Raw genomic sequence first — 15,646 nt, 5'->3', positions numbered from 1 at the left:
TAGCTTTTTCTTGCTATAAGTCTGACCTCCTAACAGCTGCATCCGAATTTCTCTTCACCGTTGAAGTCGAGTCGAGTCGGATAATCATTATCAAAACATGCCAGACATAGTCCGCCCTTGTAGTCGTCCTGATTATCTCCTTGAATCGAGGCAATCAGTCCATCCGGGCTAAGGAAAGCCAGTGAGTCCGCATTAATCTCACGACAAATCTCTTCAACCGACAAGGCAGATGCAATGAGTTCACGGCTATCCGGTGTATCAATGCCATAGAAACAAGGATTCTTGAATGGCGGCGAAGTAATCCGCACATGGACTTCCGTTGCACCTGCATCACGTAACATATTAACGATTCGGCGGGATGTTGTACCTCGTACAATCGAGTCATCAATCATGACAACACGTTTCCCCTCCACGACGCGGCGCACTGCGCTAAGCTTCATCTTCACGCCCTGTTCACGCAGCTCCTGACTTGGCTGGATAAACGTGCGTCCGGTGTATTTATTTTTGATCATACCCATCTCATACGGAATGCCTGTCTGTTCAGCGTATCCAATGGCCGCCGAGATGCTGGAATCAGGTACCCCCGTAACCAGGTCCGCATCCACAAACGACTCGATCGCCATCCGGCTACCCATCCGTTTACGAGCAGCATGTTGATTTGAACCGTTCATGTCACTATCGGGACGAGCAAAATAAATATATTCCATCGCACAGAGCGCCTTGCGATGCTTATGATTGTCAAATCGATCTTCATGCAGTCCGTCTGCATCGAGCACAAGCAGCTCACCCGGCTCAATATCACGAATCAGCTCTGCGCCAATGGTTTCGAGTGCACAAGTCTCTGACGCGAACAAATAGGCATCCCCGAGCTTGCCCATCGTCAGCGGACGAAGTCCATGCGGATCCGAAGCAACCAGCATCTTGTCGTTCGTCATAATCAAAAATGCGTATCCCCCAACAATCCGCTGGAACGCGTCTTTAGCCGCCTCCACAAGTCCTTTGGGAGAACGTGCAATCAAGTGAGCGATAACCTCCGTATCACTTGTTGTCTGAAAAATAGAACCGCTCTGCTCCAGCTCACGCCGAATTGTTGGTGCATTAACGATGTTTCCGTTCGTTGCAACGGCCAAGTCACCGTCCCGATATTTGAATACCAGTGGCTGTGCATTGGTTAGTTTGCTATCTCCGCTCGTGGAATAACGCACGTGACCAATAGAGATATCGCCAGTAAGTGTCTGCATCAAGTCTTTGGTAAAGACCTCTTTCACCAATCCCATCCCTCGGTGATAGTTAAATTGCGTACCGTCACTCACACACATGCCTGCACTTTCTTCCCCGCGATGCTGAAGTGCATGGAGACCATAATAGGAAAGGGAAGCTGCATCAGGGTGTCGATACACCCCGAATACGCCGCATTCTTCCTTTAATTTATCGAGTCCTTCCTTGCCAGAACCTTCGTTATAATAATCGCCTGTCCACAACGGTTCCGTCATCAGTTCATGAGACATGGAATCGCATCCTCCCAGACCTTTGCCAAACCTCCTACAGGTTCGCTTATGGCTGAAGTTCCGTTCAATTCAATGGTCAGGTTACTTCCCTCAACACGTCCAATCACAGCTACAGGCACACCCCGTTCACGCACAAAAGCTTCCAGCTTACCTGCTTGCTCAGGCGAAGCCGACAGCAAAATACGGGATTGGCTCTCACTGAACAGAGCATGGTCTGCACGTAGTGTAGTCTCTACATTCACCTGTGCACCCACGTTACCGCTGATGCAAGACTCTGCCAGCGCAACCGCCAAACCACCTTCGGACAAGTCATGTGCCGAGCGAACAAGACCGGATTGGATCGCTTCCAGCACAGTGCTGAGCAATGCCTTCTCTGTGTTCAGGTCCAGCTCAGGCGGACGGCCTTCGGTCACGCCGTGAACGGCGTATTGCAGCTCGCTACCGCCGAGTTCTGCTTTGGTTTCACCGAGGAGCATGATCACATCACCTTCGGACTTGAAAGCTTGTGTCGTGATATGATCTGTATCATGAACGAGACCTACCATACCGACTACTGGTGTTGGATAGATGGAGCCCTTGGCGTTTTCATTGTACAAACTTACGTTACCACCGATGACTGGTGTATCCAGCACACGGCAAGCTTCTGCCATACCGTCCACTGCTTTTTCCATTTGCCAGAAAATTTCCGGCTTCTCGGGGTTACCAAAGTTCAGGTTGTCCGTGATCGCCAGTGGCTCTGCACCGGAACATACGATATTACGCGCTGCTTCACTCACAGCAATTCGTCCGCCCACCTCAGGATCAAGGTATACATAACGGCCATTACAGTCCGTAGTCATCGCAAGACCTTTGCGTGTTCCGCGAATCGTTACCACTGCTGCATCCGAGCCTGGACGCACCGCTGTACTTGTACGTACCATGTAATCGTATTGATCATATACCCATTTTTTGCTCGCTACGGTTGGAGAAGACAATACTTGTTTCAATGCACCGCCAAGATCTGACACTTCGTCATAACGAAGCGTGTCGACGGAAGCACTTTGCTCATAATACGCTGGCACTGAGGATGGTTTGTCATATATCGGGCACTCATCAACGAGTGCTTTCACCGGCATATCACCGACAACTTCACCGTGGTGGATCAGTTTCAGACGACCATCATCCGTCACTTTACCGACTTTGGCACAGATCACACCCCAACGTTCGAAGATTTCCAACGCTTGCGCCTCATCCTTCGGTTCAATAACAAACAACATCCGCTCCTGAGACTCGGAAAGCATCATCTCGTACGGTGTCATACCCTCTTCACGCTGAGGCACCTGATCCAGATAGAGTTCCAGACCATTACCAGCCTTACTTGCCATCTCTGCACTGGAACATGTCAGACCTGCTGCACCCATATCCTGAATGCCAAGCACGATACCCGTGTCGATCAATTCCAGACAGGATTCCATCACGAGTTTCTCCATGAACGGGTCACCGACCTGAACCGCCGTACGCTGGGACTCGGATTCTTCTGTAAGCTCAACGGATGCAAACGTTGCACCGTGAATACCGTCACGACCTGTTGGTGGTCCCACATAATACACCGGGTTACCTACGCCTTTGGCTACACCGCGCTGGATTTTGTCATGATCGATGAGACCCACACACATCGCGTTAACGAGCGGATTACCTTCATAGCTCTCATCAAACATCACTTCACCTGCGACAGTTGGAATGCCGATACAGTTACCGTATCCCGCAATACCTGCCACAACGTGCTCGAACAAATATTTTACACGCTCGCTCTCCAGCTTACCGAAACGAAGAGAGTTCAGCAGCGCTACCGGTCTAGCACCCATAGAGAAAATGTCACGGATAATGCCGCCCACACCTGTTGCCGCACCTTGATAAGGTTCTACCGCGGAAGGGTGGTTATGGCTTTCAATTTTGAAAACAACAGCCTGGTTATCTCCGATATCTACGATTCCGGCACCTTCACCCGGACCCATTAGAACACGCGGGCCACTTGTCGGGAAACGGCGCAAGAGCGGCTTGGAGTTTTTGTATGCGCAGTGCTCAGACCACATGACGCTGAATACACCGATTTCTGTGTAGTTAGGCTTGCGACCCATGAACTCACAGATCAGCTCATACTCGCTGTCAGACACGCCCATCTGTGCGTAAAGTTTATGTTCTGCGACCTGTTCTGCTGTTGGCTCCTTAGCGGATAGCTGCTGCGTCATGCCGATCCCTCCATGCTTTCAAAATTGATGTAAACATTCGTTTGCCGTCTTCCGAACCGAACAGTGAATCTACTGCACGCTCCGGGTGTGGCATCATGCCCACGACATTACCTGCTTCGTTACAGATTCCCGCGATATCACCCAGGGAACCATTAGGGTTACTACCATATGTGAAAACAATCTGGTTGTTTGCTTGCAAACTTGCGAGTGTTTCTTCGTCACAGTAATAGTTGCCTTCACCGTGAGCAATCGGAATGACAATCTCTTCGCCCGGTGCATAGTCACGCGTAAATGGCGTGTCCGCGTTAGCCACTTTCAATACCGTGTCATGGCAGCGGAATTTCAGGGACGTATTGCGAATCAATGCTCCAGGGAGCAGACCTGCTTCCGTCAGGATTTGGAACCCGTTACAGATACCAAGGACATATTTGCCTTGCTCTGCCGCCTTAGCTACTTCGTTCATTACTGGTGCGAAACGGGAAATCGCTCCGCAGCGCAGATAGTCTCCATACGAGAAACCACCAGGAACCAGAATACAATCATATGCTGATAGATCTGTTGCCGTATGCCATACATAATCTACTTCTTGTCCAATCGCATCTTCCACCGCTTTGTAACAGTCGATGTCGCAGTTGGAGCCAGGGAACACAAGAACTGCAAATTTCATGAGATTAACCCTCCAATTCGTAGCGGTAATCTTCAACAACGGTGTTAGCGAGTAGCTTCTCACACATTACTTTCAATCGTTTCTCCGCTTCCGCACGATCTGTTGTATCCAGATTGAGTTCCATGACTTTACCAATCCGTACACTTTCCACTTCGTTGAATCCCATAGAATGCAGAGCTCCTTGAACGGCTACGCCTTGTGGGTCGAGTACGCTTTGTTTAATAGTGACATATACGGTTGCTTTAATCATGATTCAAAGTTCCTCCTCAGTAATGAACGGGATAAATGCTTTATGCTGTTAAAAATATAGGGTAGCCTTGGGGCTCGGGCTCCGGGGTGGATTGTTCCTCCGGCCGCTTCTTGTTCCCAGGTTTCTCTGATTCGTTTTGGCCCGCAACACGGTCAAAACCCGGGAACAAAGGCGGACGCTTCGCTCCTTCTCGAACAATTCCACCCCTACGCCCTGATCCTGCGGCACAAATTTTAAATGGCCTAAACCCTTTGCGTTGCACGGCGGGTAATAAAAGCGTGTTGCCTTGGGGCTCGGGCTCCGGGTGGATTGTTCCTCCGGCCGCTTCTTGTTCCCAGGTTTCTCTGATTCGTTTTGGCCCGCAACACGGTCAAAACCCGGGAACAAAGGCGGACGCTTCGCTCCTTCTCGAACAATTCCACCCCTACGCCCTGATCCTGCCGCACAAATTTTAAATGGCCTAAACCCTTTGCGTTGCAGGGCTGATAACGGTAAAACCTAAACCTATCCTTAGCTACCTGCATGCGTCGACAGATCTTCAAGTTACTTGAGTAACATCGACTTTAATCCTTGTAATCTTTCCAGGCTTCAAACTTGCAGAAGCCTGTGCCTTAATTGCCTCATCCACCAGTTTGAACACTGGCGGAGGGAAAGATTTGAGCTGGAGAAGCGAAGCGTTCGCCTTTGCAACCGGAATGTGTCCTTTTGAAAAAAGGATTCCAATCCAAACATTCCGGGGGCAACAGCGATCGAAGGCCAAACTTTCCAGAAGCTCGCGCTCAAACATCTCTCACTCAAACTTTCCAGTAGCTCGCGCTCAAACGTCATCCATTTATTATTTGGTCAAACGATTATAGATATCGACATACCGAGCAGTGGTTGCTTCTACAACCTCTTGCGGAAGCGGATCCGGCTTGCTGTTCTTGTCCCAATCGGTGCCTGCAAGATAGGTACGGACAGGCTCTTTATCCATGCTGTCGATCTCAATGTCGAGTGCATAGTTTTCTTTTGCCCAGAAGCGAGAGGCATCCGGGGTGAAGATTTCATCAATTAGGATCACTTTGCCGTCTACGATCCCAAATTCGAATTTACAATCTGCCAAAATGATACCGCGTTGATCGCAGTAATCACGAGCAAACTCATACAGGCGCAGGCTTTTCTTCTGAAGTTCAATCGCAAGGGCATCTCCGACAAGCTCCTTCATACGCTCCATCGAAATATCCTCGTCATGACCCACATCATTTTTGGCTGCTGGTGTGAAGATCGGCACTTCAAGTTTGGCGTTTTTGCGTAAGCCCTCTGGCAATGTAATGCCGTTCACTTCCCCGGTTGTCTCATACTGTCTCCAGCCACCTCCGGTGATGTAACCGCGCACCACACATTCGATATCAATGCGTTCTGCTTTGCGAGTAACCATGATACGGTTCTTGAGCAATTCAGGATCGGTGATTAGATCACCTAGCTGATTAACATCGGTATGCACGACATGATTGTCCATCATGCTACCTGTCAGTTCAAACCAGAAGCTGCTGAGTTGATTGAGCACATTGCCTTTCTCCGGAACCGCTGGGTCGAGCACATAATCAAACGCTGAGATGCGATCCGTTACCACGATAAGATAATGTTCACCCAGATCATATAGCTCGCGTACTTTTCCTTTGTATAACAGAGGCACTTTAACAAGTTCTGCCGCTGTGGACAGTGCCATGGGTTCACCTTCTTTCAGGAGATGTAAGGCTAAGAACGAATCCTGATGGTGCTGACTCCACTCCGATGACAGAACAATCTTTCGATCGCTGTTATCCCCAGACTTTTTTAATCCACTTTTCCAAAGTGAAAATCCGGGGATAAAGGCGCAGCCTATGCTTCCGATGAAGCTTTCTTTCAGAAAGCTTGTAGCTTCGCTTCTTCAGAGTATTTCCGTCCTCTACGTTCTCTGCTAGCCCATCATTCGTTTCTCTAGCCTAATAAGGGATATATATTAGTCGTTCAAGCCGAGTTTTTTGAAAATGGTATCAACGTGTTTGAGGTGCCAGGATGGGTTGAAGGCATCTGCAATTTCCTCTTCACTCAGCACCGCCGTAATTTCAGGTGTGGACTTCACGATGTCCTGGAACTGACGTTGTTCTTCCCAAGCTTGCATCGCACGCGGTTGAACGGTATCGTACGCTTGCTCACGGCTGAAGCCTTTGTCGATCAGCTTGGTCATGACACGACCGGAGAACGGCACGCCGAAGGTACGTTCCATGTTGCGTTTCATGTTTTCCGGGAATACAGTCAAGTTCTTCACAATGTTACCGAAACGGTTCAGCATGTAGTTCAGCAACATCGTAGCATCCGGCAGGATTACACGTTCTACGGAAGAGTGCGAGATGTCGCGCTCATGCCACAGGGTTACGTTCTCGTAGGCGGATACCATGTGTCCGCGAATGACGCGGGACAGACCAGAGATGTTCTCACTGCCAATCGGATTACGTTTGTGCGGCATTGCAGAAGATCCTTTTTGACCTTTAGCAAAAGCTTCTTCTACTTCACGGAACTCACTCTTCTGGAGTGCACGTACTTCTGTAGCGAACTTGTCCAGAGACGTAGCAATCAGGGCCAACGTTGCCATGTACTCCGCGTGACGGTCACGTTGTAGCGTTTGGGTAGAGATTGGCGCCGGCTTGGTGCCCAGCTTCTTGCAGACAAACTCCTCAACGAATGGATCAATATTTGCGTATGTTCCAACAGCACCGGAGATTTTACCGTACTGTACACCGTCTGCCGCGTGGCGGAAACGCTCCAGGTTACGTTTCATCTCTTCATGCCACAGTGCCATTTTCAATCCGAATGTGGTTGGCTCCGCATGTACGCCGTGTGTACGTCCCATCATTGGTGTATGCTGGTAAGTCAGCGCTTTTTCACGCAAAATTTCAATAAAATTAATGATATCTTTTTCCAAAATCTCGTTCGCTTGACGTAGTACATAACCCAGCGCCGTATCAACGACGTCTGTGGAAGTCAGGCCGTAATGTACCCATTTGCGCTCCGCTCCAAGGCTCTCGGATACGGTACGTGTGAATGCGATAACGTCGTGACGTGTTTCTTGTTCAATCTCATAGATCCGGTCGATATCAAACGTAGCGTTCTGGCGAAGCAATGCTGCGTCTTCCTTCGGAATGACTCCAAGTTCAGCCCAAGCCTCACATGCACAGATTTCAACTTCCAGCCAAGATTTGAACTTGTTCTCTTCTGTCCAGATGGCTCTCATTTCGGGTCTGCTATAACGTTCTATCATGAATTTGTACGCCTCCATAGATTAGTTTGTTCAATCCATTGTAATCCTTCTTCGACGTCCTGACAGAGCAAATTCACATGCCCCATCTTCCGTCCTGTCTTCGCTTCGCTCTTGCCATATATATGAAGTCTAGGGATAACACCCAGTTCCATCGCCTCTTCATCAGGTTGCCCTGTTCTTGCGATGATCCCTTCCAGATGTTCACCAAGCACATTGACCATCACAACGGGACTTAACAATGTTGTATCTCCTAATGGCAATCCACAGATCGCTCGAATGTGCTGTTCAAACTGTGATGTTGCGCAGGCTTCCATCGTGTAGTGTCCGGAATTGTGAGGCCTTGGAGCCAGCTCATTCACATACAATCTTCCGTCAGCAGCTACAAACAGTTCCACTGCTAATAGACCAACAGCTTCCATCGATTCTGCAACCGCCGCTGCCAGCTTCTGTGCTTCAAGCTGAATGTCCGTAGCCACTCGCGCAGGCACGATCGACGCATGTAAAATGTTGTTCACATGAATGTTCTCCGCAGGCGGGAACGTTTTGATCTCCCCATTCGTACTGCGGGCAACAATGACCGAGATCTCGCATTCAAACTTGATAAATTGCTCCAGTACCAGCTCTGCTCCTGTTGCTGCAAGTTCCTCATATGCCGCTTTAGCTTCCGCTGCCACACGAATCACACGTTGTCCTTTGCCATCGTATCCACCAGTCACCGTTTTCAGCACACATGGTACGCCCAGTTCACTTACCGCAGCGTTCATTGTATCCAGACTGGTAATCTCCCGGTATGGAGCTACTCGGACACCAGCAGCCTCAATTGCACGTTTCTCACGCAGGCGATGCTGGGTTGTGTACAAAAGGGTACTACCTTGCGGTACGGATGATTCACGTTCAAGTAAAGCTGCAACTTCTGCATCCACATTCTCGAATTCATAGGTGATGACATCACATTGTCGTGCGAGTTCTCTTGCTGCCTGCACATCATCATATCCAGCCTCAATCTGCTTCGCGATTTGACCGCAAGGTGAATCCGGGGTTGGATCAAGGGTGACAAATCGATATCCCATGGCCGTTCCAGCCAGCGTCATCATACGTCCGAGCTGTCCGCCGCCGAGAATTCCGATGGTTGTTTGTCCAGGCAGCAACACAGGCTGGCCTTGTCCTGCTCCTCTATCCTGTCTAGTTGCCTCATTACTCATAGCTCATCACTGCTTTCCAATACTTCTTGTTTAATCCGTTCTCTGCGGGCTTCGGAGCGGCGCTGCACCTCCGGGTCAAATGCACCAATGATCTGTGCCGCGAGCAAGCCTGCATTCGTCGCGCCAGCTTTGCCAATTGCAACCGTAGCGACCGGAATGCCGCCAGGCATCTGCACAATGGACAGCAAGGAATCGAGACCGTTCAATGCTTTGGATTGAACCGGAACACCGATGACCGGAAGCATCGTTTTGGATGCCACCATACCTGGAAGATGGGCCGCTCCGCCTGCACCAGCGATAATGACCTTGAATCCACGGTCAATCGCCTGTTCTGCATATTCAAACATCAAGTCCGGTGTACGATGTGCAGAGACGACTTTTTTTTCATAACCAATCTCCAGCTCGTCCAACACCTCGCACGCATGTTTCATCGTTTCCCAATCTGACTTGCTGCCCATAATTACAGCGACTTGCACTGACATGAATACATCCCACTCCCGTCTGAGCATTTTAGATAAATTTGCATAATAAAAAACAAAAAAGTCCGTTACCCGCGAAAACATCACATTTTCTCCGGACACCGGACTCCAAGAAATACGTATCCCCATATTTGGGCATGCCAAACGGGGTGCTGTCCGCCTCGATCAATGCGAGTCTCAGCCGTATCTCCTCGTAGTCCGGAAATTTACGGTTCCCGGGTAGATACTTCCGGGCCCTATTCCCGGCGTTATACGAGCAAATATCTATTCAATACCTCTTTATTACTATGTTCCACATTTCTATCGCTTTCGTTCCTACTCGACCTTATTTATACCTGATCGACACATCTAACATTCTAACAACCCCCTACAGCGAATGTCAACTTAAAGACGAACATTTAAACTATTGACAAATCTATTGTTCGGGAATAAAGTCGATGCAAATGAATAAAAACCCATTTCTTTCGAACAATCAGGCCCCGCTACACAAAAATAAAAAAGCCGGACCTCTTCAATCTCTCGAAGACACCGGCTTAGTATTAGGGGGTGAACACCCCCTTTTATTTCACAACCAATACAGGAACACGAGCGTGCTGTACCACATTATGGCTGACACTACCCAGTACGAATTCACGGATTCCACCAAGCCCGCGAGAGCCAATTACAATGATATCGGAATCGTTCTCTTTGGCATAATCCAACAGCACTTCAGCTGGAGCCCCTTGAATCAGATCGACATTTGCCTCAACACTCGCAGCTTGAATGCGTTCTTTGGCTTCATCGGTCGTTTGTACAGCCAGGTTGTAGTAATCATTGTTGAGGGAAGTAGGCAGCGGTGCCAGACCCTCTCCGATAAATACGCGCGGGAAATCAAATGCATGAATGACATCCAGCACAGCCCCTGGAGATGCCTTGGCAAGCTCAATTGCACGATCCAGCGCTTTGTTCGAAGCCTTCGATCCATCATAAGCCACTAAGATTTTGGAAAATAACATATAAATCCCGTCCCTTCCTTATATATGTAGAATCCGAAGCAGGCTTCGGTCTGACATCTTAATCTTTACAGGTCAATCCTGTACAGAGTCTGGAATCATGTAACTTCTTAAACCTTCACAGGTTAGGATGAATCATTTTTTCATTAAGAAAGAATTTGCATACAAACTCTTAGGAATTATTGTAAAAAGTAACCGTACATTACGGCATTCAGAAATACGAGAAGTGGAATACCTATGGCAAAGCTGGGATGTTTCGTTTTATGTCTTTTCCGATACATCGCAATCCAGACCCCCAGCGCACCGCCGATGAATGCCAACAAAAATAGCGTCCGTTCTGGCGTTCGATCCCGCCGCTGCCGCGCTCGTCTCTTGTCATCTGACATAACAAGATAGGCTACAACGTTGATAAAAATAAACCATACTATAAGTCCGGTCTTCATATGTGTTTAGCGGTCCCCCTGTCCCGGGACATCTCCCTGCCTCCATTATAATCTGAAGTCAGGCAGATGATCAACGCGGGAAGAGAACCGCTGTATTTTACGTATAACTAAATTGTCTAACCGTTTCTGCTAATTCTACGATTCCTGTTTTGGAATGCCGTTCAGGCTCGGCACTCGTTTGGCCGCTTTCTCTGGGGTTACTGCAATGTTTTCTTCTCGAATGCTGTCTTTGTTCTGCTGGTTATTTCGCTTTTCCGGTTTGTTATGTGGCATCTGACGCTCACCTCCTCCGTTTACGTTGCCTGAAAACCAAGCATCTTATACGAAGGAGGCTTCTGTATTCGGACACGGATTTGTATTCCCTATCACGGCTCCAAACGGCAAACACCTCCGGATCGAGGATATAAAATCAGCAGTCACGAAGTGTGCAACAGCTCATTCCTATTTTCCTTGTTTCTCCATAGCCGCTTTCAGCAAGTCTCCCAGATTGGAGCCAATGGACTCTTGTTTTGCATATTGTTTAACCAGTTTTTGCTGCTCACGTTTGTTCACATGCTGCTTACCTTTATCCAGCGTTTCAGTGATTCCACAAGGTAGACATTGCACATATAGTCCTGCTTTGCCTTCTTTCATCTCCATCTTTTTGTGGCACTGGGCGCAACGCCGATTCGACATTCGTTTCTCATTGGAGCGGCGGTAACCACAGTCCTCCGTAGGACATACGAGGAACTTCCCGCGTTTCCCCTTTTTCTCAAGCAATCTTGCATTACAATCCGGGCAATGACTGTTGGACACATTATGCGGCTTGTACTCGGCTTTACTGCTTTTAACGGTAGATACAAGTTCCTTCGCCATAGAACGAATGCCATCCAGGAACGGGCCAGGCTTCCCCTGTCCACGCGCTATGCGCTCCAGTTCAGCTTCCCAGCGAGCCGTAAGCTCCGGTGTACGCAGCTGTGGTGCAGCTAGCTCAATGAGTTGTTTGCCTTTACCCGTTGGATGCAGGCTGTTACCTTGACGATCGATTGTATCCGAGCTGACCAGCTTCTCAATAATATCCGCACGTGTTGCTGGGGTGCCAAGCCCGTGCTTCTCCATCTGGGAGAGCAGAGCCGCTTCCGTGTACCGCTTCGGCGGCATGGTTCGTCCACTCTTGATGTGACAACGCTGAAGCGTGACCGACTGACCTTGCTGCAAATCTGGCAACAGTGCACGCTCATGATCCCCAGAATCATCCGAACGGTCATCGTCATCATCGGTGTAATCACCGCCATATACTTCGCGCCAGCCACTGTCCTTGACTGTAGTACCTTTTACATGGAAAGAATCCTTCCCTACCTGTACCGTAACGGCAACGGAATCGTACCTGGCCGCCGGATAGAACAGACTGATGAAACGGCGCACAATGAGATCATACAGCTTACGCTCCTCTGGGCTTAACTGATTCAAGAGCACCGTCTGCTCCGTTGGAATAATGGCATGGTGATCTGTTACTTTGCTGTCATCCACAATACGTTTCGTGATGTTCAGGTTCTTACGCAGCAATGGACGCGCAAGCGATGCATATGGCCCAACAGCCACACTTTCCAAGCGTTCTTTCAGCGTCCCTGTCATGTCCGATGTCAGATAACGACTATCTGTACGCGGATAGGTCACCAGCTTGTGCTGTTCATATAGACGTTGCAGCACATTGGAAGTCTGTTTGGCGGAAAATCCGTGTTTACGGTTCGCATCCCGCTGCAGCTCGGTCAAGTCGTAAGCCAACGGATGTGGCTCGACCTTCTCGCTTTTTTTCACCTGGGCAATCGTTCCTTTGCGCCCTTCCACCCGTTCTTTCAATTGCTGCATGTCTTGTTTGTCAAAAAGCCTAGAATCCCCACCGGTTGCACGCCATACAGCTTGAAAATCTCCGAAATCTCCGGTTAACGTCTCATACTCTTGTGAACGAAAACCGTTAATTTCATTTTCCCGATCCATAATCATACCCAAGGTTGGGGTCTGTACACGCCCTGCTGACAATTGCGCATTGAAACGTACGGTTAGCGCACGTGTCACATTAAGACCGATCATCCAGTCTGCTTCTGCGCGGCAGCGTGCGGATTCATAGAGACGGTCGAACTGACTCCCGGGCTTCAGCGAGGCAAATCCATCTTTAATCGCTTTATCGGTCTGAGATGAAATCCACAGCCGTTTGAATGTTTTTTTCCACTGTGCCATCTGCATAATCCATCTTGCCAGCAGTTCCCCCTCACGTGCCGCATCTGTTGCAATGACCAGCTCACCCACATCCTGACGTTTCATCAGTTGCTGTACGGCTTTGTACTGGTGATTCGTTTCTCTAAGCACTTTCAGTTTGGTTCGCTCCGGTAAAATAGGCAAATCCTCAAGATTCCAGGTCGCGTACTTTTTGTCGTAATCTTCTGGTTCAGCCAATCCGACTAAATGACCCAGTGCCCAGGTGACGATATATTTCGGACCTTCCATATAGCTTTTATGTTTATCACGCGCACCCATAACCCGGGCAATCTCCCGAGCTACCGATGGCTTCTCTGCGAGTACCAATGTCTTCACTTCGTATCTCCCTTTCTTTCAGAACACTAAGGATCTGCGAATCTATTTGTCTATTATAACATTTCAACCAGGAACATGTTTTTGACCTCCCTTCGGTATTCCACTGCTTCTATTTCAGGTGTCGCCAGGCTCATGAAAGGATAAACCACCACCACGCACCCCATTTAACCCCTTGAAAGGTTACTGCCATTAATAAAAAAATGGATTGAAATCATCCTTACATTTATGTAGTAATCGGATGTAACATAAAAAGTACACCCAACCCCAATATAGGGATGGGTGTACTTTTATATTCAGTGTGAGTAATGAACAATCTTCTTATTTCGATCTCAGGTGCTACCGATATTTCAGATGATGACGGGCTAATGGGCTAACTCCCTTTAGATTAGGACTTGTTCGATTCTGAAATTCCCCATCGGAGGATCAGACCCGAGTATGTCAGTCCACCGCCAAAGCCAAACAACGCAACATTCTGTCCATATTTTAATTTTCCTTCATCTACTGCAATCTGAAGTGCAAGCGGGATTGAGGCTGCTGATGTATTTCCCCGATATTCCATACTCGTGAATGTACGTTCCAGTGGAATTGGACCTCGCTCACACACCGCTTCAATCATACGCATATTGGCGCTGTGTGGCACAAACCAGTCAATCTGCTCGGGTGACATGTCAGCTCTAGTAATAAGCTCAGCTAATTGTTCTGGAACCATACGCACTGCCCACTTGTAGACCTCTCTGCCGTTCTGAACTAATTTCCCCTCCACATTCAAAGGCTGTCCATTCATCTCCGTAGAAAGTCCACTTTTGTATAAGTGCATGCCACCTTCTCCTTGGGTTCCAGATACGATCGACTTAAAGTCTCCCTCACCCGAAGCACGCTCTACCAAAAAGGCACCCGCTCCATCTCCAAACAATACGCAAGTGGTGCGATCTGTATAATCCGTTATTTTGGATAACGTCTCTGCCCCGATGACCAGCACCTTTCGATACATCCCACTGGTCACCAAACTGTCCGCGAGCTGCATCCCGTATGTGAAGCCAGCACAAGCTGCATTCAGATCGAGCACACCAGTGTGCGGGATGCCCAGATTAGCCTGAAGGCGTGAAGCCGAACTTGGAAAGGAATACTCAGGTGTACTTGTTGCAAAAAGAATCATATCAACATCGGTGATATCCACCTCGTAACGACGCATCATATCTTCTACGGCTTTTGTAGCCAGATCAGATACATACTCATGCTCTGCTGCAATGCGACGTTCTCTCATGCCTGTCCGTTGTACAATCCATTCATCGCTTGTATCAACCATCTTCTCTAAATCTGCATTACTCAAAATTTGTTCAGGCACATACGTACCCATCGCTGTTATTGCTGCCTTCGATTGATGATTCATCACAGAGATCACCTCGTTTCTTTTTTTTTCATTATAGCACTTAGTACTAGTACTTGGTACTAATTTTTTTATTTATCCAAGATAACTTCCCATCTACTTGTTAGTATAACTATATTTAAATCTTTACACTCCTCTCCTCGATCAAGGAAACTGCAAACGCACCGTCTATGGAGATACAACAAAAAAACAGCTCATATTTTAATGAGCTGCCTTGATCAAGTAAATTTATTTAAAACAAATAAAAACCACCACCGAATTTCATCGGCAGTGGTTCTTTGCTTGGCGGCTTCCTACTCTCCCAGGACCCTGCGGTCCAAGTACCATCGGCGCTAGAGGGCTTAACGGTCGTGTTCGGGATGGGTACGTGTGGAACCCCTCCGCCATCGCCACCAAACGGGCATTTGTTGTGCAAATGCGTTCGCCTTCCCATTCTCCAAGTGGAACAATGGTTCAGCATATACTCAGAGTGTTGTTCTCTGAAAACTAGATTCGAAACGAAACTCACGCGCTTAGAACTGCTATTGGATAAGCCCTCGACCGATTAGTACTGGTCAGCTCCATGCATTGCTGCACTTCCACCCCCAGCCTATCTACCTCGTCGTCTTCAAGGGGTCTTACATACTGGGAAATCTCATC

14 protein-coding genes, 2 rRNA genes and 1 riboswitch are annotated in these 15,646 nt (G+C 48.5%); all 16 genes read right to left on the bottom strand.

All coding sequences use genetic code 11. The features are described from left to right. Positions 1–29: 29 nt before the first annotated feature. Positions 30–1,508 (bottom strand): amidophosphoribosyltransferase, encoded by a 1,479-nt coding sequence (purF, locus tag PQG66_RS23015; RefSeq protein ID WP_272040170.1) that lies wholly within the window; start codon positions 1,506–1,508, stop codon positions 30–32. After that, positions 1,493–3,736, bottom strand: coding sequence for a phosphoribosylformylglycinamidine synthase subunit PurL (gene purL / locus PQG66_RS23010; protein ID WP_272040169.1), 2,244 nt, complete (start codon positions 3,734–3,736; stop codon positions 1,493–1,495). Before purL ends, purF begins: the two co-directional genes overlap by 16 nt. Next, positions 3,714–4,403 carry a phosphoribosylformylglycinamidine synthase subunit PurQ gene (gene purQ / locus PQG66_RS23005; RefSeq protein WP_272040168.1) on the bottom strand — a complete coding sequence of 230 codons (690 nt, stop codon included), beginning with the start codon at positions 4,401–4,403 and terminating at the stop codon, positions 3,714–3,716. The genes purL and purQ overlap by 23 nt, the downstream gene beginning before the upstream one ends. Before the next feature lie 4 nt (positions 4,404–4,407). Continuing rightward, positions 4,408–4,653, bottom strand: coding sequence for a phosphoribosylformylglycinamidine synthase subunit PurS (gene purS, locus PQG66_RS23000; RefSeq protein ID WP_017690695.1), 246 nt, complete (start codon positions 4,651–4,653; stop codon positions 4,408–4,410). A 538-nt stretch (positions 4,654–5,191) separates the two neighbouring features. After that, positions 5,192–5,440, bottom strand: a complete 249-nt coding sequence (locus PQG66_RS22995) for a hypothetical protein (RefSeq protein WP_272040166.1) — start codon at positions 5,438–5,440, stop codon at positions 5,192–5,194. A gap of 48 nt (positions 5,441–5,488) precedes the next feature. Continuing rightward, the gene (locus PQG66_RS22990; RefSeq protein ID WP_272040165.1) at positions 5,489–6,361 is read right to left on the bottom strand and encodes a phosphoribosylaminoimidazolesuccinocarboxamide synthase; all 873 of its coding nucleotides are present in this window, start codon (positions 6,359–6,361) and stop codon (positions 5,489–5,491) included. Positions 6,362–6,634: 273 nt separating this feature from the next. Further along, on the bottom strand, positions 6,635–7,933 hold the full coding sequence (purB, locus tag PQG66_RS22985; protein WP_272040164.1) for an adenylosuccinate lyase: 1,299 nt from the start codon (positions 7,931–7,933) through the stop codon (positions 6,635–6,637). Beyond that, complete coding sequence (purK, locus tag PQG66_RS22980) at positions 7,930–9,135, bottom strand: 5-(carboxyamino)imidazole ribonucleotide synthase (protein WP_272040163.1); 1,206 nt, start codon at positions 9,133–9,135, stop codon at positions 7,930–7,932. Before purK ends, purB begins: the two co-directional genes overlap by 4 nt. Further along, positions 9,132–9,617 (bottom strand): 5-(carboxyamino)imidazole ribonucleotide mutase, encoded by a 486-nt coding sequence (gene purE, locus PQG66_RS22975; protein WP_090923373.1) that lies wholly within the window; start codon positions 9,615–9,617, stop codon positions 9,132–9,134. The genes purK and purE overlap by 4 nt, the downstream gene beginning before the upstream one ends. A 171-nt stretch (positions 9,618–9,788) precedes the next feature. Then, positions 9,789–9,890, bottom strand: a riboswitch (purine riboswitch). 284 nt (positions 9,891–10,174) lie between these two features. Then, the gene (locus PQG66_RS22970) at positions 10,175–10,609 is read right to left on the bottom strand and encodes a universal stress protein (protein ID WP_272040162.1); all 435 of its coding nucleotides are present in this window, start codon (positions 10,607–10,609) and stop codon (positions 10,175–10,177) included. A gap of 176 nt (positions 10,610–10,785) precedes the next feature. Beyond that, on the bottom strand, positions 10,786–11,049 hold the full coding sequence (locus tag PQG66_RS22965; protein ID WP_272040161.1) for a DUF1294 domain-containing protein: 264 nt from the start codon (positions 11,047–11,049) through the stop codon (positions 10,786–10,788). Positions 11,050–11,184: 135 nt separating this feature from the next. Next, on the bottom strand, positions 11,185–11,322 hold the full coding sequence (locus PQG66_RS22960) for a hypothetical protein (RefSeq protein WP_272040160.1): 138 nt from the start codon (positions 11,320–11,322) through the stop codon (positions 11,185–11,187). Between the two features lie 168 nt (positions 11,323–11,490). Continuing rightward, positions 11,491–13,620 carry a DNA topoisomerase III gene (locus PQG66_RS22955; RefSeq protein ID WP_272040159.1) on the bottom strand — a complete coding sequence of 710 codons (2,130 nt, stop codon included), beginning with the start codon at positions 13,618–13,620 and terminating at the stop codon, positions 11,491–11,493. A gap of 385 nt (positions 13,621–14,005) precedes the next feature. Continuing rightward, positions 14,006–15,010: a ketoacyl-ACP synthase III gene (locus PQG66_RS22950; protein WP_272040158.1), complete on the bottom strand. Its 1,005-nt coding sequence runs from the start codon at positions 15,008–15,010 to the stop codon at positions 14,006–14,008. Between the two features lie 277 nt (positions 15,011–15,287). Beyond that, a 5S ribosomal RNA gene (gene rrf, locus PQG66_RS22945) occupies positions 15,288–15,404 on the bottom strand. 127 nt (positions 15,405–15,531) lie between these two features. After that, positions 15,532–15,646 (bottom strand): 23S ribosomal RNA (locus PQG66_RS22940); the annotation flags it as partial.

It is taken from the genome of Paenibacillus sp. JJ-100 (assembly GCF_948329825.1).
Classification (GTDB): Bacteria; Bacillota; Bacilli; order Paenibacillales; family Paenibacillaceae; genus Paenibacillus.
Note: the sequence above shows the minus strand (reverse complement) of the source record. Positions and strands in the feature narration are given on the sequence as shown.